Below are 23,410 nucleotides of genomic sequence, written 5' to 3' on the forward strand. Positions count from 1 at the left end.
AAGACTCAGCCGGGCTCGGGCTCGGGCTCGGGGTCCGCCTGCCGGCGGGAGTGGGTGGCCGCCTTGGTGTGGATGTACAGGTCCTGCCGGCCCGGAGGGGCTTCGCGGCGCGGCGGCAGGGGCAATTCGTACTGCACATGCCGACGGTGATCGGCGAGCTGGCGTTCGACGTTGTAGACACTGCCGAACTTCCAGAGCATACGGGCGAAGTTGGTCTGGCCGTGCATGAGGTTGCGGCCGAGTACCCCCAGTGCTCCGAAGGCGGTCCGCAGGCCGAGGTGCTTGCGGTTGATGACGGCCTGGGTGCGTACCAGCTCCCGGTAGAAGACGTCGAGCGGAAGCTTGGTGGGAACGACGGCGTGCTGGATGTCGAAGAGCCGGTAGTCACGCGTAGTCAGCTGGCGTGCTTCCGTGTGCCAGATCTCCGTGCCCGGGTACGGCGTCATCACGGTGAGGTGCACGATCTCCGGTACGGCCAGCGCGAATTCGCGTACTACGCGGAACCGTTCCTCGTCCCAGGCCGGGTCGACGATCAGGTTGATGGCCACGTCGATGCCCAGGCGCCGTGCGACCTCCAGGGCACGGAAGTTGTCGTCCGGGGTCACGCGCTTGCGGTAGAGGTCCAGCCCTTCGGCGTCGATCGCCTCCATGCCGAGAAACATGTACGCCAGCCCGAGCCGGGCCCACCGTTCGAAGACCTCGGTGTTCCGCAACAGGACATCGCTGCGGGTCTCCAGGTAGTAGCGCTTCCGGATTCTGCGACGCTCCAGCTCGGCGGCGATGCCGTGGCCGTGCTCGGGCCGGATGAACGCCACGTCGTCGACGATGAAGACGTTGGGCTCCCGGATCGACGCCATCTCGGCGCCCGCGGCCTGCGCGGACGCCTTGCGGTAACTGCGGCCGTAGAACGTCCACGCCGAGCAGAACGAACAGTCCCACGGGCATCCGCGGGTGAATTCGATCGAGGCGCACGGATCGAGCTCACCGATGAAGTAACGCTTGCGCTTTCGCATGAGGTCGCGTGCCGGCAGGGGCTCGTCCAGGCTGTCCAGCAACCGTGGGGCCGGCCCTCGGCCGTCGGCGCAGACGACACCCGGGACCGTCTTCAGACCGCCGTCCCGTGCGGCCTCCAGCAAGGGCGCGACGGCGGGTTCGCCTTCGCCCCGTACGATCGCGTCGACCGCGCCGTCGGCCTGTGCGAGGACGTGCTCGGCGATGAACGAGATGCTGTGCCCGCCGAAGAAGACGAAACACTCCGGGAGCATTGCCTTGGCCTGGCGGGCGATCTCGATCGCTTCCGGAACATTCGCCAGATAGTTCAGCGAGATGCCCAGCGCCTCCGGCGCGAATTCGGCCATCTCCCGGTCGAGCAGCGAGCGGGAGAGCACCTGCAGGTCCACGACCCGCACCTCGTGGCCGGCGTCGCGGGCCGCCGCGGCCACACGTTCCAGACCCAGCGGCTCCAGCCGCAAAAAGATCTCCGAGTACATCAGCGCACTCGGGTGAACGAGCATCACGCGCATCTCAGTCTCCAGCCGACGGCAACAGAATCGTCCTTCCGGGACATTTCATCCCTGTTTGTCCATCCTGTTCCGAGCGGCACGCCGCAGCGGGCGGCAGAGGAGGCGTGGTGCGTCGCGCCGTTATCCGAACCGTGCCGCCAGACGGCGGTACAGAGCCGGTGCCGCACCTCGCACGCGCCCCGGGATGCGCACCCATCCGGGTACGTAGACCTCGACGCGGTCCCGCTCGATCGCTTTCCAGACGGCGGAGGCGACCCGGTGGGCCGGTACCGGCCGCGGATGGGAACGGTTGTACGGGGCCCCTCGCCGGTCGAAGAACGGGGTGTCGACCACGCCGGGCACCACCACCGTGATGCTCACTCCGGTCCCGCGCAGCTCGTAGCGCAGGGAATCCGCGAAGGTCTGCAGCCCGGCCTTGGCGGCGGAGTAGACCGCCTCGCCGCGAACGCCGACGGAGCCCGCAATGGAACCGACCAGGACGATGCGGCCATGCCCGGCCGCCACCATGTCCGGCAGCAGGAGCCGCACCAGATGAATGACGGCAACCAGGTCCACGGACAGCACCTGGTCGATGTCGGGCAGCGGCATGTCCTTGAAGGAACCGGCCCAGCCGATCCCCGCCCCCGCCACGAGAAGATCCACGCGCCCCGCGGCCCGCAGCGCCTCACGCACCAGTGCCTGGCTGCCCTCCAGCGTGACCAGGTCGGCCGGGAGGGCGGTGGCCGAGGTTCTGCGGGCCACGTCGTCCAGCCGGTGCAGGTCGCGCCCGTTCAGCAGCAGCCGCCAGCCACCCTCAGCGGCAAGCCGCTCGGCGACGGCAGCGCCGATGCCCGAGGACGCGCCGGTCACCAGCGCCACTCCGGCCCCCCGCGCACCACCGCCGGAACTGGTACCCGCAGGCTGGACGGCCCGGCCGGCCTCGCTTCGGCCGGTGGAGCCGGCGACGGCGCTGAGACCGGCGAATGAACGCGCCACGACAGTCCTCTCAGAAGACCACAAAGCCGACTTTTCGATGGCAAGCATTCACTATGCTCGTTCCTGAGCCGAACCGCTGCACGTTCCACACGCGTCCGCCTGGCCGTACGTGGCGGGGCTCGGCGGGACTCGGCACCAAGCGCGCTCAGCGCTCAGCGATCAGCGTCCAAGATTGATGCGGGCGGCGGTCGGCAGGTGGTCGCTGCCGGTGGCGGGCAGAGACCAGACGCCGGTGACGGTCGCCGAGCGGGTCATGATGTGGTCGATCCGGGACACGGGGAAAGCCGCAGGCCAGCTGAAGGCGAAGCCCCGACCTGCCGAATCCATCCGCGAGGTGACCGGCGCCAGCCCACGGTCGTCCACCGTGCTGTTGAGGTCACCCAGCAGGATCACCTTGTCCTGCTTCTCGGCGGCGATGGCCGCGCCCAGCAGGCCGGCGCTCTCGTCCCGCCAACCGGAGCTGAAACCGTTCAGCCGGACGCGGACCGAGGGCAGGTGGGCGACGTACGCCGCGATCTCACCCGATGGCGTACGTACGCTGGACCGCAACCCACGGCTCCAGCCCTCCCCGATCCCCTCCGGCTTGATGTCCAACGGCCGGACGTCTGCCAGCGGGTACCTCGACCAGAGTCCGACGCTGCCCTCAACCGCGTGGTACGGGTAGTCCGCTGCCAGGGCCCTCTCGTAGACCGGCAACGCGGAGGGCGTCAGCTCTTCCAGAGCGACCAGGTCCGGTGCGGACTCGATCAGGGCAGCCGCGGTGCCCGCGGGGTCGGTGTTCTCGTCACTGACGTTGTGCTGGAGCGCGATGATGTCGTGCGTGCCGCGGCCCGCCGTCGGGTCCTCGGCGAGAAGCAGCCCGCCGAAGAGGTTCGCCCAGACGGCTGCGGGCACCAGCAGGGTCACCAGCGCGGTTGCCGAGCGGCGCAGCAGTGCCAGGCCGAGCAGTACCGGAATGGCCAGGCCGAGCCAGGGCAGAAACGTCTCCAGCAGGCTGCCGAGGCGGCCCACGGTGTTGGGTACGGCGGAGTGGAAGGCCAGCAGGCCGGCGGTCAGCACGGCAAGCGACACGAGAACACGACCATGCGCCCAGGGCGACCGGCCTCTCGCATCCTCGCCCCAATGCCACGGGCCGATGCGCCGCAACCACCGCCGGAGCGCTGAAGTCCTCGGCCCCAGCGCCACACACCTGCTCGCCCTCTCCATCACGTGCCACCCATCTGCCTCGGACCTGTCTTCGCCCGCCCCGCAGCGATGAGCACGACGTGCCTGTTACGACGCATACGCCGCTGATCAGGTTCCGGACCGTGAAGTCGGCTTGCGGGTGGCAGCTTGCTGCCACCCGGAGGCGCTCCGAAGGCCGTCTGACCAGACTCCGGTCATGACCTCAGAGACGATCACCGCGGCGGCCGCGGGCACATGGGAACTCGGCGACCTGACAGTCAACCGGATCGGTTTCGGCGCGATGCGCCTGACACAGCGCGGCGAGGCGTTCGGGGCCGGCGCCACGCCGCGCGATCGCGGCCGGGCGATCAGCGTGCTGCGCCGCGCGGTCGAGCTCGGTGTGAACCACATCGACACCGCCGCGTTCTACTTCTCACCACTGCGTTCCGCCAATGAACTGATCAACCAAGCACTGGCCCCCTACCCGGATGATCTCGTCATCACCACCAAGGTCGGGCCGGGCCGGGACCCGTCGGGGGAGTGGGTGCCCCATGCCACCCCCGAGCAGCTGCGCGGCCAGGTCGAGGAGAATCTCCGTCAGCTCGGCCGTGATCACCTCGACGTGGTGAACCTGCGCATCGTCGGAACCGATTCGATCGCCGAGCGCTTCGGCGCACTGGCCGAACTGCGCGACGCCGGGCTCATCCGCCACCTGGGCATCTCCAACGTCCGCCCCGAACACCTCCCGGAGGCCCAGGCCATCGCGCCGGTGGTCTGTGTACAGAACCAGTACGGCATCGGCGCGCGACCCGAGCAGGACGAGTTCCTCCGTACCTGCGGTGAGCAGGGTGTCGCGTTCGTGCCGTTCTACGCGATCGTCGGCGCCGGACGGGAGGCGGGCGCGAGTGGCGCCGACAGCGACGAGGTACGCGCCGTCGCCCGCGCACACGGCGCGACGCCCGCGCAGGTCCGGCTGGCGTGGACACTGCACCGCGGGCCGCATGTGCTGGCCATCCCGGGCACCGGCAACCCGGACCACCTCGTCGAGAACGTGGCCGCGAGTGCGCTGCGGCTCTCCGCGGACGAACTGGCCCGCCTCGACTCGCTCCACACAGGCGGAGAGTGAGCCAAGTACTGGTATCCGTGGTACGGCGGAAGGGCGCCGCCGAGGACCTTGACGCCGCGGGCGTGGGCCTCGCGGACAGGTCGCCGCTCCCGCGGGCACCGGCTTGTGTACGGTACGGACAACGCGTGCGAAGGGTGCGGTCGTGAGCAGCACACACCGGATCGAAGTGAGCCGGGAACAGGTACTGGCCCACCGGGTCGCGGCCCACGGGTTCGACCGCTCCTCGCCCGCACCGGACGTACTCGTCATGGGAGCGCAGGACACGCCGAACGGATCGGCCCGGCAGGCGCTGGCCGCGCGGGGCGCGTCACTTGACGGGCTAGAGCTCCTCTGGTCGTTCCGCGGCGCTCCCCATCTGCACCGGCGTGCGGACCTGCCGGCGCTCGCCGCAGCCCTCTGGCCGCTGGACGACGCCGATGCAACGGCGCGGATCGACACTGCGGTGATCAGGGACGGGGCGCGGCTCGGGGGCGAGGCATTCCGGGTCACCGCCGAGGCGTTTCGCGAGGTCGTGACCGCGCCGATGCCCAAGGGTGAGGTCAGTACCGCGGTCAGTGCGTCCGTACCGGAGTCGCTGACGTACTGGTGTGCGCGGTGCGGTGCGCAGCACATCTCCGGGCTGCTGTTCCAACAGGCCGGGATTTTCGGAGGGATCGGGGTCCGGTCGGAAGGGGGCAAGACCATCTTGGCCCCGCTGGGCGAGAGGTTTCCCGTACCGGCAAAGGCGTCAGGGACCACCGAGCTGGTGCGCGCCTATCTGCGCTTCCTCGGCCCCGCCACGCCCGCCGAGGTGGCGAAGTACCTCGGCACCAAACCGGCTGTCGTCAAGGCGGTGTGGCCGGACGACCTGGTGGAGGTGTGGCTGCGCGGCAAGAAGGCATGGCTGCCTGCCTCCGACCTGGACGCACTGCTGTCGGCGAAGAGCCGGGGATTCGTACGGCTGCTTCCGCCGGGCGATCCGTTCCTGCAGGCACGCGACCGGGGACTGGTCGTGCCGGACAAGAGCAGAGAGAAGGAGATCTGGCGAGCGATCGGTGGTCCGGGCGTGCTGCTGATCGGCTCGGAGATCGCCGGTATCTGGCGTGCCAAGGCCGCCGGTCGCAAGCTCGACCTGACGGTCACCCCTTTCGGACCGCTGTCCTCCGCCGTCCGCAGGGAACTGGAGGTCGAAGCCGCCACTGTGGCCTCGGCGCGCGGCGCGGCGGAGACCCGGCTGCACATCGCTCGATCGGATGGTTGAGCTGGGAATACGCTCCTGACTCACGCCCAGTTGTGGAACCCTCGCGCCCGAATGTGAACCCGAATGTGAACCAGCGAGAGAATTGGGCAGGGCGCGTCATGCCGCAGCCTTTTCGGCTTCCCGAGTTCTACCGGCCGTGGCCCGCGCGTCTGAATCCGCATCTCGGGTCCGCGCGCGAGCACAGCAAAGCGTGGGCGCGCGAGATGGGGATGCTGGACCACGCGGGCCCCGACGGCAGTCCGGTCTGGGACGAGGCCCGGTTCGACTCCATGGACTACGCCCTGATGAACGCCTACGTCCACCCTGATGCGAGCGCCGAGGAACTCGCTCTGCTGACCGACTGGTACGTGTGGGTCTTCTTCTTCGACGACCACTTCCTCCAGGTGTTCAAGCGCACCAGGGACTACGACGGCGCCAGAGCGCACCTGGCCCGGTTGGCCCTGTTCACGCCTCTGGACGGGGTCGCGCCCACTCAGGCGAACCCGGACGAGCGAGCGCTGTCGGACCTGTGGCCGCGCACCGTCCCCGCCAGGTCGGCCGAATGGCGCCGCCGCTTCGCCACCAGTACGCAGAACCTCATCCAGGACTGCCTGCGCGAGCTGTCCAACATGAAGGCCGACCGGGTGCCCAACCCGATCGAGTACCTCGCGCTGCGCCGCACTTCGGGTGGAGCACCCTGGTCGGCGGACCTGGTGGAGCACGCGGTCGGCGCGGAGGTCCCCGCCGCTGTCGTCGGCACCCGGCAGCTGCGCGTGCTGCGGGACACTTTCTCCGACGGTGTGCATCTGCTCAATGACGTCTTCTCCTACGAACGGGAGACAGGGGAGGAGGGCGAGCTCAACAACGGTGTACTGGTGGTCGAGCGGTTCCTCGGCTGTGATCCGCAGGGCGCCGCCGACCGCGTCAACGACCTGCGTACCTCCCGGCTGCACCAGTTCGAGAACACGGCCGCCACGGAGCTGCCGCTGCTTCTGGAGGAGCACGGCCTCGATCCCGAGGCCCGGCTGGATGTGGCTCGGTACGTCAAGGGCCTGCAGGACTGGCAGGCGGGCGGCCTCGAGTGGCACCTGCGCTCAAGCCGTTACATGAACTCCCAGCCACCTCAGGCCCCCTCGGGGTTCCGGCCGTTGATCAGCCACACCGGGCTGGGTGCCTCAGCCCTGCGGATCACGCGCCCGCGCGAGCCCGGTCACACGAGCAACACCCCCGGGTACCCGTTCGTCCTGCCGTCCTTCACCCTGCCGTGGCCCGCGCGGCTCAACCCGCACGTGGACTCCGCGCGGCGCCACGCCAAGGACTGGGCTCGCCGGATGGGCCTGCTCGACCCACTGGAGTCGCCGCCCGGCCCCGCGATCTGGGACGAGTACACCTTCGACTCCGACGACTGGCCGCTGTTCGCGGCCCTGACCCACCCGGATGCCACCGAGGAGCAACTCCAGCGGGTGGCCCTCTGGGACGTCTGCCTGCTCTCCCTCGACGACTACTTCGTCACCGCGTACAAGAACCCGCGCGATCTGGCTGGGGCCAAAGCATCCGTCGACCGGCTGCCGCGGTTCATGCCGCTGGACGGCTCGGCCGCCCCGAAGCCTGCCAATCAGGTGGAGCGCGGCCTGGCCGATGTGTGGGCGCTGAGCGCGCCGGCCATGCCGCGGGAGCTGCGGAGCCGGTTCCCCGGCCATGTGATGGACTTCGTCGGCTCCAACCTGTGGGAGCTGTTCAACATCATCGAGGACCGGGTGCCCGACCCGGTCGACTACCTGGAGATGCGCCGCACCACGGCCGGGACGGACCTGTCGACAGGCCTCACCGTCCACGCTCCCGGCCGCGAACTCCCGCCCGAAGTCCTTGAGTCCGCACCGATGCAGACCTTGGTGAACGCCTTCGCCGACACCGTCGGCATTCGCAACGACATCTACTCATACCGCAAGGAGATCGACTCGGAGCAGGAGGTCAACAACGGCGTCCTGACCATCCAGCGGTTCCTCGACTGCGGTCTGCAGCAGGCTGTGGACATCGCGTACGACCTGTTCACCGCCCGCATCCGCGAGTTCGAGGAGACCGCCGCCACCGACCTGCCTCAACTCCTTGTGGACCTGGGCCCGGACGTATCCGAGAACGTCCTCGCGTACGTCAGGACGCTCCAGGACTGGATGGCCGGCGACAACCAGTGGTACCGCCGGACAGGCCGCTACACCCGACGGCCCATTGAGCGCCTCCTCCACGGCCCCACCGGCCCCGGTACCTCCGCCGCCAGGATCGGTGAGCGGTCGTCGGCAGCGTCACACACCGCACCGGCAATGGGTGGACCTGGCACCGATACTTGACCATGACACCGTGTGAGGCCATGCACTGAGGGACGTCATGTTCACCATCGGAGACTTCGCCCGGCACGGCCGCGTGTCAGTCCGCATGCTGCGTCACTACGACGCGATCGGGCTCCTGCGTCCTGCCCATGTCGACCCGGTCAGCGGTTATCGCTTCTACGAAGCGGGCCAGCTCGCCCGGCTCAACCGCGTCATCGCCCTGAAGGATCTCGGATTCACACTCCAGCAGGTGCAGTTGATCCTCGACGAGCAGGTAAGTCCTGAGCAGTTGCGCGGGATGCTGCGGCTGCGACGGGCAGAGCTCGAAGAGGCTGTGGCAGCCGCAGCGGCACGGCTGACCCAAGTCGAGGCGAGGCTCCGGACGATTGAGAGTGAGGGACGTATGAGTACCCATGACGTGGTGGTCAAGCGCATTCCAGCTGTCAGGGTCGCCGAGCTCAGCGGCACAGCCGCCAGCTACGAGCCGGAACACATCGGCCCGGTCATCGGGCCGCTCTTCGACGAGCTGTGCCGAAGGCTGGACCAGGTGGGCGTGGTGTCGGCGGGGCCGGGCATCGCCTACTACGAGGACTCCCCGGACGGCGGCGACGCGATCCTCGTGCATGCCGCACTTCCGGTCGGGACGAGCCCGAAGGACGGCCACGACTTCTCCATCGTGGACCTGCCTGCGATCGAAAGCTCCGCCACCGTCGTGCACCGCGGCTCCATGGACAACATCATGCCCACGGCCCAGACGCTGGCCCGCTGGATCGACAGCAACGGTTACCGCTCCGCCGGCTACGCCCGAGAGCTCTACCTCGAATGCCCCGACGATCCCGGCCAATGGGTAACCGAGATCCAGGAGCCGATCACCTCGCGCTGACCCCGGCCTCTGAGATGACACCCCGTGCCCGGGCGAGAAGCCACGCCCAGGCACGGGGGACGTCAGACGTCCCTCGACACCCCACAACCGTTACTTTCTCGGCCGGGGCTGGGGAACCGGCTGGTCCGTCGAGCTCACGCCGACAGCGCCTGCTCATCCCAGTCGCCGTCCTGAGCGCAGGCGGCAGCCAGGTGAGCACGGGGCCAAGAGTGGCCTTCTCCGTGGTCGGCGGTGCGGTGAGCTTGGCTTGGATCCGGGCGATCCTGGCGTCCATCGGTTCTTCTTCTCATGCCGAAGCGAGTTCGAACTGGGAGCGTAGCCCACGGTCCGGGCTACCAGGCCGGCCTGCCGAGCCGGCCCTCGACGGCGCCCCCTGTGGTGAACGACAGGTGGCGGGAGGGCGTACAACCGTTTGCGCTTGGTGCGGGTCTTGGTGGCTACGGATCTTGCGATTCGTCTGAGGCAACAGTCGGCCACAACATGGGGGTTGGTTTGTCTTCCCGCAGTTTCCGCAGTACGTCCGTTGCGATTGCCGTCGTGCTGGCCTGTGCCGGTACGGGCCTGATCCTGGCGGCATCGGCTGCCGTGGCGGTCCCTACCGCAGGCCCCGCCCTGCACGACGACTTCAACGGCGACGGATACGCCGACCTGGCGATCGGCGCACCCAAGTCGAACAACGGCGGGGGCGCGGTCAGCGTGCTCCACGGGTCCGCCGGAGGGTTCTCCACCCAGCGCAAGCAGGTTGTGGCGCTGCCGGACCCGGAGGGGTCGGACACGCGGACGACCGCGTTCGGCACCGCCTTGCAGAGCGCCGACGTCGACGGTGACGGGTACGCCGATCTCATCTCGCCGGTCCACTACTCATCCGTCGGCATGGAGCCGGGCTGGCGCATGGCGATCACCTGGGGCGGGCCGCAGGGACTTTCGGCCGAGCCGGAGAGAATCCCGTATCTGCCGCCGGGCAGCTGGAACGACGTCTTCCAGTTCAAGGGAGCCGCCGTCGGTGACCTCGACGGCGACGGCCACCCCGACCTGGCGCTGCTCGACGTGATCGGCACGGGCGACGAGACGGAACGGCACGATGTCACCATCATGCACGGGCCGTTCAGCCGCGACGAGAAGCCGGCGAGGATCTCGACGTCCGAGCTGGGCGCCGACGTCGCCGTCATCGGCCCGGCGGCCGCAGGCGATGTCAACGGCGACGGCGTGGACGATCTCGCCGTGGGCACGCAGCTCACGGGCGAGCGGGACCCGCGCGGCGTCACCCTGCTCACCGGCGGCTCCGCGGGCCTGACGGAGAGATCCGCGCTGAAGGACGCGCAGGGCAATGTCATCGGCGGCGAGGACATCGAGATCGGCGACCTCGACAACGACGGTTACGAGGACATCGTCGTCGGACACTCCATCGACCACCACGAAAGCGACGCCTGGCTGCCCACCAAGGGCGGAGCCGTGGCGGCCGTGTACGGCGGCCCCGGCGGACTGTCCACCACCCGCAAGCCGGTGTGGATCAACCAGGCCACAACGGGTGTGCCGGGTACGGCGGAGCGGGGCGACGGCATGGGGAGCGCAGTGTCCATCGGCGACACCAATGGCGACGGCTATCCCGACGTGGCCACCGGTCTGCCCGGTGAGGACCTGGACTCGGTGCTCAACGCGGGCAGCGTGCTGGTACTGAAGGGGAGCGCCTCCGGCCTGACCGGCAGCGGGGCGAAGGCCTTCAGCCAGCGGACGAGTGGTGTGCCGGGGACGGCCGAGTCACAGGACCGGTTCGCTTCGGAGACCGCCCTTGCCGACGGCGACGGCGACAAGAAGTACGGCCTGGTCGTCGGTGACCCGGACGAGAACGCGGGCAAGGGCGCGGTGTGGGTCTTCGCCGCGAACTCCACGGGGATCACCGCCACCGGCTCCTTCTCCTTCGGCGGGGCCACGCTGGGCGCTCCCTCGACAGCGGCACGGTTCGGCGCATCCCTCGCCGAGTGACCGGCGCCGCACACCCGATGTCAGGTGTTGCTGCCCGGCGATGGGCGGGTGCCGGGGCGGTGTTCTTGGTACTCGTTCGTGAGCAGTGAATCCATGGTCCTGCGGAGGTGGTTGATGAAGTCCTCGAACTGCTGTAGCTGCGCAGGGGTGTACTGCGACATCTCCGCGGCCATGCGCTCGGCGTAGGGGCCGAAGAACTCCTCGGCGCGCGGCCTGACGTTGGGGCTGCTGCGCAGCGTCACGATCCTGCGGTCGGTGTGCTCTCGGGTGCGGACGATGTGCCCGGCCGCTTCGAGGCGGTTCAACAGGATGGTCGTCGCGCCGGACGACAGGCTGGTCAGCCTCGACGAAGCTGACCACTGAAGGTGATGTCAAGGCGAGTTGTCGGAAGAGGTCCGGCTCAGTGAATGCTCCGGAAACCGAGGACGCCGCTTAAGCGAATAGTTCACACTCACCGCCTTCTCACGGCGTGATGTTGTGGTTCAGGCGGAACAGATTGCCCGGGTCGTAGCGCCGCTTGATCGCCGCCAGACGGTCGTAGTTCTGACGGTAGTTGTCCCGGACGCGGTCCTGGTCGTCGTGGTCCATGAAGTTCACATAGCCGCCCTCCGCGGAGTAGGGCTGGAGTGCCGCGAAGAAGGCGCGCGCCCAGCCGACATTGGCCTCGCAATCGGCTCGGGTCAGGAGGGTCGGGCTGAGTGCGGTCGAGAAGTCGGCGTCCCGGTAGGTGAATGCGGTCTCCTCCGGCCCCACCCGGTGGCATGCGCCGTCGATGGGGAACACGACCGTCGCGCTCTGGATGCTGGGCGTAGTGGCGCCGTACTCGACGTACGCGTCGATCGCCCCGTCGGGCAGGCCCCGGCTGAAGGTGCCCTTCCAGTAGTGGAAGAGGCCCGCGGGGAGCAGTTCGTCGAACAGCGTGTTGATCACCGGATACGGCATGCGCTCGACGTACTGCCCCACGACCGGCCCGAGTTCGGCGAGCCGGGCACGGATCTGGTCGTCTTCGCCCTCGGGGCCGGTCCAGCAGGTGATCACTCCGCAGAGCGGTCGCCCGTGCCAGCGTTCGGGCAGGAACGGTACGGGCGGACCGAGCGCGACAACGAGCAGGGCGCCGAGCTTCTCGTCCGAATCGGCGATCAGGTCCCGGTATCGCCGCATTACGTCGCCGTCGAGCGGATAGAACGTCGGCCCCCCGAGAATGTCCGCCACGGGGTGCAGCCGGTACTCGAAGGATGCGACGACGCCGAAGTTCCCGCCCCCGCCGCGCACCGCCCACAGCAGGTCGGCGTCCTGCTCTTTCGTGCAGGTCCGGAAGGACCCGTCCGCCGTGACCAGGTCGGCCGAGATCAGGTTGTCGCAGGCCAGCCCACAGCCGCGGGTCAGATATCCCATGCCTCCTCCGGTCGTCAGCCCACCGATGCCGGTACTGGACACGACCCCGCCCGTGGTGGCCAGGCCGAAGGCGTGCGTGGCGTGGTTGAAATCGGCCCAGGTGCAGCCGCCCTCGGCCCGGGCCGTACGAGCCTCGGGGTCGACCCGAATCCCGCGCATCCGCCCGAGGTCGAGTACGACGCCGCCGTCACAGGTGCCGTAGCCGGGGACGCTGTGGCTGCCGCCGCGCACCGCCAGCAGCAGATTCTGGTCCCGTGCGAAGTCGACGGTGGCGATGATGTCGCCCACGTCGGCGGCCCGGACGATGATCGCCGGCCGCTTGTCGTGCATCGCGTTGTAGACCTTGCGTGCCTCGTCGTAGTCGGGGTCGCCTGGCTGGATGATCTCGCCTCGTACGGCTCCCTGGAGCCGCTCCAGCAGCTTGTGGTCGAGGGCTGGTGTGTAGGTGGTCATGGCCGCCACCGGCTTTCCGCGTCTTCGGGGGAATCGGTGAATTGGAGACAGCACTGTTATAGGCACGGCGCCGGGCGACGCTCATCGCACGAACCGCTCATCTCGCCGAGGCGGGCATGGGCAGAACAGCCCATGTGCCACCGGTTCACGTACGTGGGATTAAGCGAGGCCGTGTGTGTACGCGTACGCCGTGGCGGCTGCCCTGGAGGACACATCGAGCTTGGCGAAGATGTTGTTCAGGTGGCGGGCGACAGTGTGCTCGCTGATCACCAGCTCGGAGGCGATGGACCGGTTGGTCCTGCCCGCGGCGACGAGGCGCAGAACTTGTGCCTCACGCTCGGTGAGATCGCCGCGCCGATGTTGCACAGTGCTGAGCAGGGCCGCCGCCCGCCGCGCGTCGGGCTCCGCGCCCAGCCGTTCGAAGGCCGCATGCGCGGCTCGCAGTTCCAGCCGTGCGCCTTCGTCGTCCCCCGCGGCCCGGTCGGCGGCAGCGAGTGTCATGCGTACTTGCGCAGCCTCGTACGGGACTCCCAGCTCCAGCCACAGCGACAGCGCCCGGCGCAGCAGGCGCAGAGCGCGTTCGAGGTCACGGTCGGCGAAGGCCACGGCACCGCCCGCCGCCGCTGCGGTCGCATGCAGCACGGTGGTCTCGGACTTGCGCCGCTGCTGCCACTCGCGCGCGGACGATTCCAGTTCGTCCGCCGCCGTACGGGCCTGGTCGAGCTGTCCGAGGGCGAGCGAGACCTCGACCTGGGCCGCGAGCAGCCGGCAGCGCCCGAGGCGGTCGGGCCCACCGCCGCCGTCCTCGCCCGCCAGTGCGAGCCGCAGGGCGGCAGCGGAGTAGTCGGCCTTGCCCTGGGCCAGGCGCAGCAGCGCGAGGCCTGGCTGCGGGTCGCGGCCGAGCTCGTGCGCACGGTCGTACGACGCCTCGGCCGCAGCCAGGTCGCCGCGCCGGCGCTGAATGCCTGCGATCAGGTAGATCGCCTCCGCAGCCATCCGGGCCTCGTAGGGGAGCAGCTCCCGGCAGGTCACGGCGGCCTCGGTCTCGGCCCGGGGCCAGTCACCACACAGCTCGAGCACCTCGACGCGGTGCACCCGGCACAGCCCCCGGAAGTTGTTCTCCTCGGGCATCGACGCACACCAGGTCATGGCGGCGTCGGTCCACTCGACGGCTCGTTCGAGGTCGGCGGATGCCATGCACTGCTGAAGGCCCAGGCAGTAGATCCACCCGGTGAAGAACGAGCTGAGTTCGCCCGCAATGGCCGAGCACATGGCGTCGTCGAGCAGTGCGAGCCCGTCGGCGACCCGCCCCTGCGCCAGCAGCACACTCGCCTGCGCCTGGGTGCTCATGGCGAGGAGATCCCGGCTGCCGCAACGCCGCGCGATGCCTGCCATGCGGCGGGCACTGGCCATCGCCTCGTCGAACGCACCACGCTGCTGTGCCTCCTCTGCCTCGACCCAGACGAGATAACACTGCTCGGCGCACTCGGGCTCGCTGCCGAGGTGCTGCCGCGCCCGACGCAGCCAGCCGGCGGCAGCGGCCGTACGTCCTGCCAGCTGGTACTCGTAGAAAAGCATCCAGGCGGAGAACCCTGCCTGGCGGGCGGCGCCCGCGCGCACGTACCCGGAATACGCCCTTGTCCGCGCAACGATGGATTCCTCGATGCGGCTGGTCCACCAAGCGGCATCGGCGAGCGCGGCGAGGTCCTCGGGGGCCATACGGCCGGGGTCGAGGTCGTGCAGGACGGCGTACGCATCGGCCCAGGCCTCGCGGGCGGCAGCGCCCCTCGCCTGCTCGATCGCCTCTTCGGTACTGGTGATCCGCTCAGCCACCGCGGCTCCTCTTCTCGCTCTCAGTGAGCCGGAACACCCCTCACCAGGATAGGAGCGGACGCCTCCTGAGGGCTGAGCGAAAAAGCACCTCAACCTTCCCATCAAGACCGTCAGCCGCCCCCGGACTCCTCCGGCCGAGACCTTGATCACCCGGGCCGTTACTCAGTCCAGGCGGGCGAGGGCTCGCTCAGTGGCTGCGGCGAGGGCCTCCGGGGCCTCCTCGGGCGCGAAATGGCCCGCATCGTCGAGCACCTCCAGCTCGGCGTCCGCGGTGAACACCCGCTGCCAGCCCCGTGTATTCCCCCTGTATCCCGTCGGACTCTCCTGACTCTCCGTCACACGTTTGTGGTGCTGGTCGCCGCGAGTCAGCTTTCAGTACGGCCTGAGAAGCGATCGGCGGAAGGGTGCAAGAACCGACTGTCGGGCCGCTTGGCCGCGCCGGCTGCTGGACCATCACCCGGAACCCGGCATGCGCATTCCACGGAAGGAACGTCCGGCCGTCTAGGCGCGTCCTCCTGGGCATGATCGAACTCTTCGACCCCTCCAGCCCTGACGAAATCGACCCCTCCGACCCTGACGAACACGAAGAGGCCGTGCGGCCAGGCCCGCTTTGGCGTCATGCCTTGTGGGTGGCCGGCATCACCGTCCTCGGGGTGGGCCTGGGTTGGGCGACCGCCTTGTTCCGTATCGGCCCCGAGGAATACGGGCTGCCGTCCGCCGCTCTGGGGGCAGTCTGGCCGTACCTGGTCGCCTGGACTGCGACCGGCCTGGCGGTGGCAGCCGCACTGCGGGCCGCCGCCGCCAGGGTGCCGGTCTACGCCGCGGGGCGGATCGCAGTCGTGCTCACCGCCCTGGGCACCCGGCTCTCGCTGGGCTGGCGGCCGGAGGCACCAGTACTGGGTGCGATGGCTGCGGCTGCACTGACGGCGGCGGCCATATGGTGCGCCCTTGCGCTGCGCACCACCTCCCGGACATGAGCTGGTGCTCGTCCAGCCTGTGTCGGCCGCCCCACGGGGTGGCCGACACAGGGCGGTTCGCGCGACTACCTGGGCTCTGCCGCTACGGCGGAGAACTCGACGTTCGGCGTCGTACAGGCCTGGACTGGACGTGACACACAACTGCTTCTGGGCGGGCAGCACTTGGAGGAACTCGCCGCGCATTCGACTTCAAAAGCAGGTTCTGAAAGAGCGTTTTGTCCCGGCGAGGTTGTTTGGTGAGGCTTCAAAGGGCGAGTCGATGAGGGCTGATGGGGCAGAGGTGCTCCATGTGACGGATGGGACAGGTGCTTTCCTTCGGTAGCCCGTTTCCTTCGGTTCGCTCCTGTCTGATCCCAAGGCGCCCCCGCTTGGCGCCATTTGCGCCCTGGAGAGACGGACTGCCCGACGGTACTACCGAAACATGACGCGACAACGCCCGTATCCCAGTGACCTCTCGGATGCACGCTGGGAACTGATCGGGCCCACATTCACCACCTGGCGGGCCGAGCGCAGAGGCAAGGGCCTGGACATCGGCCGGCCGCCCGAGCACGACCTGCGTCGGATCATGGACGCGATCCTCTACGTCGACCGGACCGGGATCCCCTGGCGCTACCTGCCCCACGACTTCGCGCCGTGGGAAACGGTCTACGGCTACTTCGCCGCCTGGCAGAAAGAAGGCGTCTTCGACCGGCTCAACGGTCTCCTTCGTCGTCTGGTGCGAGAGACCGAAGGCCGCGACAGCGAGCCAACCGCCTGCGTACTGGACGCGCAGAGTGTGAAGACCTCCGCGAACGTACCCGCGGTGGGCCAGGGCATCGACGCCGGCAAGAAAATCGCAGGCCGCAAGCGCCACATCGGGGTCGACACCCTCGGCCTGCTCCTAGCCGTCTGGGTCACCGCGGCGAGCGTTTCCGACAACGTCGGCGGCATGCACCTGATGTCACACATCGCCGCCACCCACCCCCGCGTGACCAAAGCATGGGCCGACACCGGCTACCGCACCAAAGCCATCGACCACGGCGCACGTCTGGGCATCGACGTCGAGGTCGTACAACGCGACCCAGGCGTCAAAGGATTCAAAGTCATCCCCCGACGCTGGGTTGTCGAGCGGACCTTCGGCTGGCTAATGCACCACCGCCGACTCGCCCGCGACTACGAAACCCACCCCCACCGCTCCGAAGCCATAATCCACGTCGCGATGATCGACCTCATAAGCCGCAGACTCACCCGCGAATCCACCCCCAACTGGCGCGACACCTGAACCTCGAACCAAACAACCTCGCCGGGACAAAACGCTCTTTGAGAATGCGCACGCAGCCCACCACGGGTAACTCGTCCCGCACCAGCCGCTCAATCAGATCCGTCATGCCCGTTCACGCCCGACAAGCCCCATAAGAGAGGCGGCGTCTATAACCGCGGTCGCGCGGGCGTCAATTCGCATCGTGGGCGTCTCTTGAAGGGCTTCGCGCGGGATCACTTCCACCAGTCGGTGCATTTGACTGCACGGCCGTAGTCATGGATGTCCTGGCATGCCTGGTACTTGATCCACTTGCCGTTGACGTAGCGCGGAACAGCGATGGTGGCCCCGTCTCTTCCGTGCAGTCTGCGGAAGGGATCTCGCCGGCCTGTGGGCGCCCGGCGAGCGGTGGGGAGGTGTCTGGTGTTTTGGAGGGAGCGGGTAGGCCGGAGGCTGGTGCGGAGTCGTCGCACCGACCCGACCTGCCCCGATCTGATCTGATCGCCGGCCTGCCGCGGCCGGATGGGCCTGTCCGGTGAGTCGAGTGTTCTGAGCACCGCGGAGAGTCGCTTGTCGCCGGGGGTCTGCAGCCCCCCGGCGGTGTGAGCCGTCGGTCAGCTCAGCCGGGCATCGGCGTAGAGGACCATCGCGTCGCGCTGGTAGACGGCCAGCCCGTCGGCGATCTTGTCGTAGTTCGCACGGAACTGTGGGTCGTCGACGTAGGTCTGGCCCAGTCCCTTGTACGCGGCCGCGTTCGGGGTCCAGAACCGGCAGACGCCCTGGTAGTGGGCGTCCACTTCGGCCTGCACCGCAGGATCGGCAACCGGTGTGCCGGCCACCATGAACTCCGCAATACGGATCATCTGTGCCGTCACCTCACGCTGCCACTGCTCCTGGTCCTCGGCGGTCATCGTCTCGATGGCCTGCCGGGACTGCTCCCACGCCTTCGGCCACCGCTCGCGCACCTCGGCCTCGGCGGCGGGGGAGTGCTCGAATCCCTCGAACAGGTTCTCCGGCCTGTTGATTTTTGCCATGTCGTTGTTGTCCTTGCCTTCCTCCAGTTCGGCGATGGTCCGCCCGACCGTTCGGACGAGTGTCTCCAGCCGGTCACGCTCCCTGAGCAGCCGCCGGTGGTGCTCGCGCAGCACGGTCACCTGATCGACCTGGCTGTCCAGAACCGCCTGGACCTCGCGCAGTCCCAGGTCCAACTCCCGCATCAGCAGGATCTGCTGCAGCCGCAGCAGATCGGCCTCTTCGTAGTAGCGGTGCCCGTTACTTCCGATCCACGCAGGCGGCAGCAGACCGACCTCGTCGTAATGCCGCAGTGTCCGGGACGTCACCCCGGACATCCGGGCCACATCCGAGATCGACCAGGCCATTGCTGTGCCTCCCATCGCCAGGCCGGTCTCTCCGGCCACACAGACGACCGTAGGAGTTGACGCAGCGGAAACCGCAAGCCGGAACCGGCGTCCGGATGGCGCCACACCTGATTGCGGGGTGGGAACCCACCTTGGGGGCAGGTGGTCAATGCCGTCTGTCACTCGAGGAGGCGTCACCTGCGCCGACTTGTTCGCCGGCTTCTTCGGCGAGCCGGTCAATGAGCACCATCGCCACATCGTCCGCCAGGCGGCCATCGGTGTGGCGGATCAGTCCCTGGTGCAGTTGTTCCAGGAACTCGTGAGGAGTACGGGTATGCAGCGCCTCCATGGCCTCGGGCAGGGGGAAGAAGTCGTTGTCGCGATTGCGTGCTTCGATCACGCCGTCGGTGTGCAGCAACAGACGGTCGCCGGGTGCGAACGGATAGCTGTCCGCCTTGCCCGGGGGACCGATGATGAGGTCTTCCAGGCCGAGTGGCGGGAATGGTGAGGTGGGCATCAGGGCCTGAACCGTGCCTTGGCGCAGCACCAGCGGAGGGGGATGGCCGCGGTTGACCAATTGGACCTCGTGGGTGTCGGGCACCTGGGCCACGAGCGCGGTGACGAAACCCTCCAGCAGAACGTCCTGATCGACCGCACCGGGCATGGCGTCCTCCCGTCGGAGCGCAGCCGCGCAATGGTTGATGACCTCCACGAGGTCATCCTCGTAGTGCACGGATTCCCGGAACGCGCCCAGCACGGCTGCGGCCGCGCGCACGGCAGGCAGTCCCTTGCCCCGGACGTCCCCCACGATCATGCGGACCCCGTACCGGGTCTGCACAGCCTCGTACAGATCACCGCCGATCTGCGCCCCCGTCTCAGCCGCGAGGTACATGCTGGCCGCCCGCACCGGGCCCAGCCGAGGTGGCACAGGCCGCAGCAGGACTTCCTGAGCTGCCACGGCGATTCTTCGGACCTGGTGGAGTTCTTTCTCTCTGAGAGTGCGAACGGCACCACTGCCCATGACAGCGGCGACGGACACCACGAAGACAGCCAGGAAATTGGTGTAGACCATCTGACTGCCCCACGCCTGGTTGTAGGTCGCGGTGGTCACGCTGACGGCCAGAGCGAAAGCCGCTGCCGAGAGGGTGCCTTTGGGGCCCATCGTCACCGCGGCCAGTGCCGGCGTCGCGGTGAGCATGGGGCCCGTATACAGAAAGTGCAAAGGCGAGAGCTCGATACCCACCACGGCCAGTGCGATGGCGAAAGGCACACACTGCGCAAGCGTGAGGGCGACCCGGCTATGGCCGCCCGCCTCTGGCCGAAGAGAGCGGAGGAGCGACCGCATGGCTACAGCCTGCCTTGCGGAAGCTCAATGTTCCACTCGGCTTGCGTGGCCTCAGGTCCATTCGGTGACCCCTGACCGATCTCCGAAAACAGCCCAGTGCGGGGTCCGGCCCACCGTGACCAGCCTCTTCGGCCAGGGTCCAGTTCTTGCGCGGTCCGGTCCGCGCCCACCGACACGGGCGACGCCTATAGGCCTTGCCCACGGGGAAGGCCCCGACCGGGGTCGGGGCCTCACTTGTACGCGTTCGGGTCAGTGCCCTGGGGTGAGCCTCAGAATTCATCGGCGCCGTTGCGCAGCTCCGGCGTCCAGTAGCCGGTCTTCGCGGCCGCGAAGACCACCGCGATGCCGCCCTTGGGCGCGGTGACGACCTTGCTGCCCTCGGCAGGGCCCTCGGCGGCGAAGAGGTTCACGTTGAAGGAGGTGACGACGCGGTTACTGCCTGCGGCGAATGAAAGTCAACGGGTAGCGCGAGGCGTGCACCGCCCTGGCGGCGGCGTACGAGTGCCCGGACGAGTACGTCGGGCCCGGCGTCCAGGCCACGCGCGTACAGCCGTACGGAGGCGATCAGGCCGCGCAGCCGGTACCGGCTGGTGACCACGGTGACGCATCTGCTCGGAACCGCGCGCATTGTCGAGTACGACGAGGAGCTGACGGTCGGCGGCAAGGGACCGGAACAGTGCGGGAGGCCGACGGCTGGTGTGTGGTGACCGGCACGGGGTGGGCCCGGAGCCAGGACTTCCTCCGCATCGTCACCGTCGCCACGCAGTGCCGCCGCGTAGGCGTCCGCCGGCTCCCGGCCCGGGTCGACCCCCAGTTCGTCGGCGAGCAGCCGCCGGGTGCGGTGGAACCAGTCGAGCGCCTCCGAGCGGCGCCCCGCACGCTGAAGTGCCCTCATGAGCGCGGCGGACAGCGATTCGTGCAGCGGATGGGCACCGGCCTCCGCGCGCAGCACGGCCGCAGCCCGGGCGTGCTCACCCAGCCGGCCGTAGGCCGCGGCCAGTGACTCCACGGAGGCCAGCCGCAGTTCCTCCAGCGCGTGCGCGGCGGCCTGCAGCGGGGGACTTGGGTACGCGCCGGTCAGCGCGGGGCCCTGCCACAGCGACAGCGCCTCCTGACACGGCGTCGGCCGGCGCACGCTGGCTGCGGGCCAACGTCACCAGCTCTTCGAAGCGGTGGGCGTCCAGCAAGGTCTCCGGCATCCGCAGGATGTACGCCGTCCCCTGGTTGACCAGTTCGACACCGAACATCTCGGCGTCCGTAGGGGCGAGCAAGACCCTCAGACGCGACACGTGGCCCTGGATGACACTGCGGGCACGCGGCGGCGGTTCGTCGTCCCACAGTGTCGCCGTCAGCTGGTCCACCGACACGGGGCGGTTGGGCCTCAGCAGCAGAGCGGCGAGAAGGCTGCGCCGCTTGGCGGGACCGAGTGTCAGGTCACCGGCCTCGGTGGCAACGGAGACCGCTCCGAGCAGCCGGAACTCCACTGGAACAACTCCTCCTGGGCAAAAAGAGCCAGATTACCGGAGGTGTTGGCGAGGGTGTGCCTGGTGCATACGGGTGACTGGTGGTGTCGTTGCCGGGCGCCGGAAGCCTGAGAGTGGTCCTCGGCGTGACCGTGGCCGTTCCGTGCCGCAGGTAACTGTAGGTAAGTGATCAGCCTCACTCCGCAATGCCGTCGCCTCACGTTTCGCCCCTGCCCCCTCCTGCCATGATCACCATTGATGCGGCGTTCGGTTGGCTCGGCATCAACCCAATTGGCAACAGAAACAGGGTATTGGCGTGAGCAGTACGTGGTCTCGGTCGGTGGCACGACGGCGTGAGGACGGCGGCGGGGATCCCACTCCCCGCAGAGGAGAGTTATCCCGCCGCCGCATATCCGTGGCCAGGCTCGTCCTTCCGGCGGCGGCCGCGGCTCTGCTGGGCCAGTTGCTCACCGGAATTCCCGCCGCAGCCTCGGCGGAGGCCTCCGCGGCATCCGCGTACCCCCTCGTCCTTGACGTGGACCTCACCCCCAATCCGGTCTGCACCGGACCGGTGCAAGGCCGTGTGCAGCTGTACGACCCCGCCGCGGCGAGGGCCGGGGCCACGGTCGAATGGCGGGTGCGCGCCGGTGGGGAGCAGCTGGCCGGCGGGCGGGTCGCCATGGGTGCGGCCGTGTCCGGAGCCGGGTTCAGCATTCCGTTCGACCGCGTGCCGACGGCCGAGACGGCCTTGCAGTTCGACGCCCGCGTGGTCCCCTCGTCCGCCGGCGAGGAGCCCGGTCCGTACGGCAAGGTCTGGCGGGACACCATCAGGCGGGGCTGCGATCCGGTCCGCGTGGCCTCCGTCGGGGACTCGGTCGTCTGGGGGCAGGGCCTGGACCATGACCAGAAGTTTCCCTACCTGACGGGCCAGTCGCTCGGGCGCGCGACCGGGCGGGGCCATCAGCACATGGATTACGCGATCTCCGGCGCGGTGCTCGACGCACCCGAGTTTCCCGCGGGCAACGACGACTCGGCCTGCCTCCAGAACCAGGAGAAGCAGGACCCCGACGGCGACGGCGAAATGGAGTTCGGCGAGGTCACGCAGCAAACACCGGACGTCTTCTGCCAGTTGGAGAAGGCGGGTGCGCAGGCACGTGCGGGCGGATACGGTCTCGACCTGGTCGTGATCAACGGATGCATCAACGACCTCGACCCCTTCTTCGGCATCGCCGTGGGTATCACCCCCGGGTCGAAGAGCCTGCCCGAGGCGGTCCGGCGCGAGTGTTCCGGCATCGGCGCGGAACCGGAGAACCCGGCAAAGAACGTGCCCTACTTCAGCGGCGCCAAGGTCGGATACGGCGGCCGCGGCATGCAGGCAGCCATCGAGAAGGCACATTCCCTGCCCGGCCGGCCGAAGGTCGTCGTGGCGGACTTCTACTACGCCCTCAGCCGTGACAGCTCCCCCATCCCGGTGAAGCACTGCACCGCACCTGGACTTGCGGGAGCTCGGTTCACCACCTGCCTGGGCGCGCTCGGCAAGGCGACCGGGCGCTACGAGCAGTACACCCAACTGGCCAACGACGCCTACCGAGAGGCGGCCGAAGCGGCCAACAATGCCTCGCCGGACGGCGCGTACGCGGTCGCGGCCGACGGGCTGTTCACTCTGGACAGCGCCGTCTACGCCCCGCACTCCACGGTCTGGGGCAATCCGTTCTCCGACCCGATGTATCCGCTGCGCAAGAGGGCCTGCCCGGAGCTCAGCTCCACCCCGGTCCAGTGTGTCTCCGCGGCCGTCGGCCATCCGGACATCGCGGGCGCCCGGCAGTACGCCGACGCCTTCCTCCTCAACCCGCGCCTGCGCCAGTGGTTCCACCTCGCATCCGGCGGGCCGTGGTTGACGCTGGACGCGCCCAAGGACGCCCATGTCGGCAGCGAGGTGCGCCTGACGGCGACCGTGGACGGCGCGCAGCCACCCGCCGGATACCGCTACCACTGGTACTTCGGCGACGGCACACGGCAGGAGACCGGCGAAGCGACCACCACGCATGCCTACGACCGGGAAGGGCCCTATCTGCCCCGGCTGGTGCTGGTCGGCGCGGACGGCCGGAAGGTGCTGACCGAGGCCACGGAGGCCGTCACTGTGAACTGACGG

Annotated in this window: 15 protein-coding genes and 3 pseudogenes; 8 read left to right on the forward strand and 10 right to left on the reverse strand. The window is 68.8% G+C overall.

Annotation, left to right across the window (positions count from 1 at the left end; translation table 11 throughout):
• Positions 1–5 precede the first annotated feature (5 nt).
• The 3 genes from hpnR to PXH83_RS30540 all read right to left on the reverse strand — a co-directional run bounded on the left by hpnR (position 6) and on the right by PXH83_RS30540 (position 3,704).
• Positions 6–1,523 (reverse strand): hopanoid C-3 methylase HpnR, encoded by a 1,518-nt coding sequence (gene hpnR / locus PXH83_RS30530; RefSeq protein ID WP_274564740.1) that lies wholly within the window; start codon positions 1,521–1,523, stop codon positions 6–8.
• 120 nt (positions 1,524–1,643) lie between these two features.
• A complete protein-coding gene (locus tag PXH83_RS30535; protein ID WP_274564742.1) occupies positions 1,644–2,498 on the reverse strand; it encodes an SDR family NAD(P)-dependent oxidoreductase in 855 nt (284 codons plus the stop codon).
• Between the two features lie 159 nt (positions 2,499–2,657).
• Positions 2,658–3,704: an endonuclease/exonuclease/phosphatase family protein gene (locus PXH83_RS30540; protein WP_420803266.1), complete on the reverse strand. Its 1,047-nt coding sequence runs from the start codon at positions 3,702–3,704 to the stop codon at positions 2,658–2,660.
• 175 nt (positions 3,705–3,879) lie between these two features.
• Between PXH83_RS30540 and PXH83_RS30545 the strand changes: the two genes are divergently transcribed.
• The 5 genes from PXH83_RS30545 to PXH83_RS30565 all read left to right on the forward strand — a co-directional run bounded on the left by PXH83_RS30545 (position 3,880) and on the right by PXH83_RS30565 (position 11,197).
• The gene (locus PXH83_RS30545; protein WP_274564747.1) at positions 3,880–4,788 is read left to right on the forward strand and encodes an oxidoreductase; all 909 of its coding nucleotides are present in this window, start codon (positions 3,880–3,882) and stop codon (positions 4,786–4,788) included.
• A gap of 142 nt (positions 4,789–4,930) precedes the next feature.
• Positions 4,931–6,028, forward strand: a complete 1,098-nt coding sequence (locus PXH83_RS30550) for a DNA glycosylase AlkZ-like family protein (protein WP_274564749.1) — start codon at positions 4,931–4,933, stop codon at positions 6,026–6,028.
• Between the two features lie 98 nt (positions 6,029–6,126).
• Complete coding sequence (locus PXH83_RS30555) at positions 6,127–8,352, forward strand: terpene synthase family protein (protein WP_274564750.1); 2,226 nt, start codon at positions 6,127–6,129, stop codon at positions 8,350–8,352.
• A gap of 37 nt (positions 8,353–8,389) precedes the next feature.
• Positions 8,390–9,214: a MerR family transcriptional regulator gene (locus PXH83_RS30560; protein ID WP_274564751.1), complete on the forward strand. Its 825-nt coding sequence runs from the start codon at positions 8,390–8,392 to the stop codon at positions 9,212–9,214.
• A gap of 492 nt (positions 9,215–9,706) precedes the next feature.
• Positions 9,707–11,197, forward strand: a complete 1,491-nt coding sequence (locus PXH83_RS30565) for an FG-GAP-like repeat-containing protein (protein ID WP_274564752.1) — start codon at positions 9,707–9,709, stop codon at positions 11,195–11,197.
• Between the two features lie 20 nt (positions 11,198–11,217).
• On the opposite strand, the pseudogene PXH83_RS30570 reads toward PXH83_RS30565, so the two are convergent.
• The 3 genes and pseudogenes from PXH83_RS30570 to PXH83_RS30580 form a co-directional block, all read right to left on the reverse strand.
• Positions 11,218–11,544: pseudogene (locus PXH83_RS30570) on the reverse strand (MarR family winged helix-turn-helix transcriptional regulator); the annotation flags it as partial.
• 115 nt (positions 11,545–11,659) lie between these two features.
• Entirely contained in the window at positions 11,660–13,045 is a 1,386-nt protein-coding gene (locus PXH83_RS30575) for an FAD-binding oxidoreductase (RefSeq protein ID WP_274564753.1), read from the reverse strand.
• 159 nt (positions 13,046–13,204) lie between these two features.
• Complete coding sequence (locus PXH83_RS30580) at positions 13,205–14,878, reverse strand: LuxR family transcriptional regulator (RefSeq protein ID WP_274564755.1); 1,674 nt, start codon at positions 14,876–14,878, stop codon at positions 13,205–13,207.
• Positions 14,879–15,399: 521 nt separating this feature from the next.
• On the opposite strand from PXH83_RS30580, the gene PXH83_RS30585 reads away from it, so the two are divergent.
• Both PXH83_RS30585 and PXH83_RS30590 read left to right on the forward strand, forming a co-directional pair.
• Positions 15,400–15,855: a hypothetical protein gene (locus tag PXH83_RS30585; RefSeq protein ID WP_274564757.1), complete on the forward strand. Its 456-nt coding sequence runs from the start codon at positions 15,400–15,402 to the stop codon at positions 15,853–15,855.
• A 421-nt stretch (positions 15,856–16,276) separates the two neighbouring features.
• Positions 16,277–17,116, forward strand: a complete 840-nt coding sequence (locus PXH83_RS30590; protein ID WP_274564759.1) for an IS5 family transposase — start codon at positions 16,277–16,279, stop codon at positions 17,114–17,116.
• Between the two features lie 590 nt (positions 17,117–17,706).
• On the opposite strand, the gene PXH83_RS30595 is transcribed toward PXH83_RS30590, so the two are convergent.
• From PXH83_RS30595 to PXH83_RS30610, 4 genes and pseudogenes are all read right to left on the reverse strand, one after another.
• On the reverse strand, positions 17,707–18,471 hold the full coding sequence (locus tag PXH83_RS30595) for a MerR family transcriptional regulator (protein ID WP_274565219.1): 765 nt from the start codon (positions 18,469–18,471) through the stop codon (positions 17,707–17,709).
• A 145-nt stretch (positions 18,472–18,616) separates the two neighbouring features.
• Positions 18,617–19,720 (reverse strand): PP2C family protein-serine/threonine phosphatase, encoded by a 1,104-nt coding sequence (locus PXH83_RS30600; protein ID WP_420803267.1) that lies wholly within the window; start codon positions 19,718–19,720, stop codon positions 18,617–18,619.
• Between the two features lie 344 nt (positions 19,721–20,064).
• A pseudogene (locus PXH83_RS30605) lies at positions 20,065–20,229 on the reverse strand (DUF4232 domain-containing protein); the annotation flags it as partial.
• A 224-nt stretch (positions 20,230–20,453) separates the two neighbouring features.
• Positions 20,454–21,279: pseudogene (locus PXH83_RS30610) on the reverse strand (AfsR/SARP family transcriptional regulator); the annotation flags it as partial.
• Positions 21,280–21,673: 394 nt separating this feature from the next.
• Between PXH83_RS30610 and PXH83_RS30615 the strand changes: the two are divergent.
• Entirely contained in the window at positions 21,674–23,407 is a 1,734-nt protein-coding gene (locus PXH83_RS30615) for a PKD domain-containing protein (RefSeq protein ID WP_274564765.1), read from the forward strand.
• Positions 23,408–23,410 lie beyond the last annotated feature (3 nt).

The sequence above is a fragment of the Streptomyces spiramyceticus genome (assembly GCF_028807635.1).
In the GTDB taxonomy this organism is placed as follows: Bacteria; Actinomycetota; Actinomycetes; order Streptomycetales; family Streptomycetaceae; genus Streptomyces; species Streptomyces spiramyceticus.

What these genes read in the sequence shown, in the direction of transcription:
- hpnR (WP_274564740.1), bottom strand. Translation starts at nt 1,523, where the DNA reads ATGCGCGTGATGCTCGTTCACCCGAGTGCGCTGATGTACTCGGAGATC.
- PXH83_RS30540 (WP_420803266.1), bottom strand. Translation starts at nt 3,704, where the DNA reads ATGGAGAGGGCGAGCAGGTGTGTGGCGCTGGGGCCGAGGACTTCAGCG.
- PXH83_RS30545 (WP_274564747.1), top strand. Translation starts at nt 3,880, where the DNA reads ATGACCTCAGAGACGATCACCGCGGCGGCCGCGGGCACATGGGAACTC.
- PXH83_RS30555 (WP_274564750.1), top strand. Translation starts at nt 6,127, where the DNA reads ATGCCGCAGCCTTTTCGGCTTCCCGAGTTCTACCGGCCGTGGCCCGCG.
- PXH83_RS30560 (WP_274564751.1), top strand. Translation starts at nt 8,390, where the DNA reads ATGTTCACCATCGGAGACTTCGCCCGGCACGGCCGCGTGTCAGTCCGC.
- PXH83_RS30575 (WP_274564753.1), bottom strand. Translation starts at nt 13,045, where the DNA reads ATGACCACCTACACACCAGCCCTCGACCACAAGCTGCTGGAGCGGCTC.
- PXH83_RS30585 (WP_274564757.1), top strand. Translation starts at nt 15,400, where the DNA reads ATGATCGAACTCTTCGACCCCTCCAGCCCTGACGAAATCGACCCCTCC.
- PXH83_RS30590 (WP_274564759.1), top strand. Translation starts at nt 16,277, where the DNA reads ATGACGCGACAACGCCCGTATCCCAGTGACCTCTCGGATGCACGCTGG.
- PXH83_RS30595 (WP_274565219.1), bottom strand. Translation starts at nt 18,471, where the DNA reads ATGGCCTGGTCGATCTCGGATGTGGCCCGGATGTCCGGGGTGACGTCC.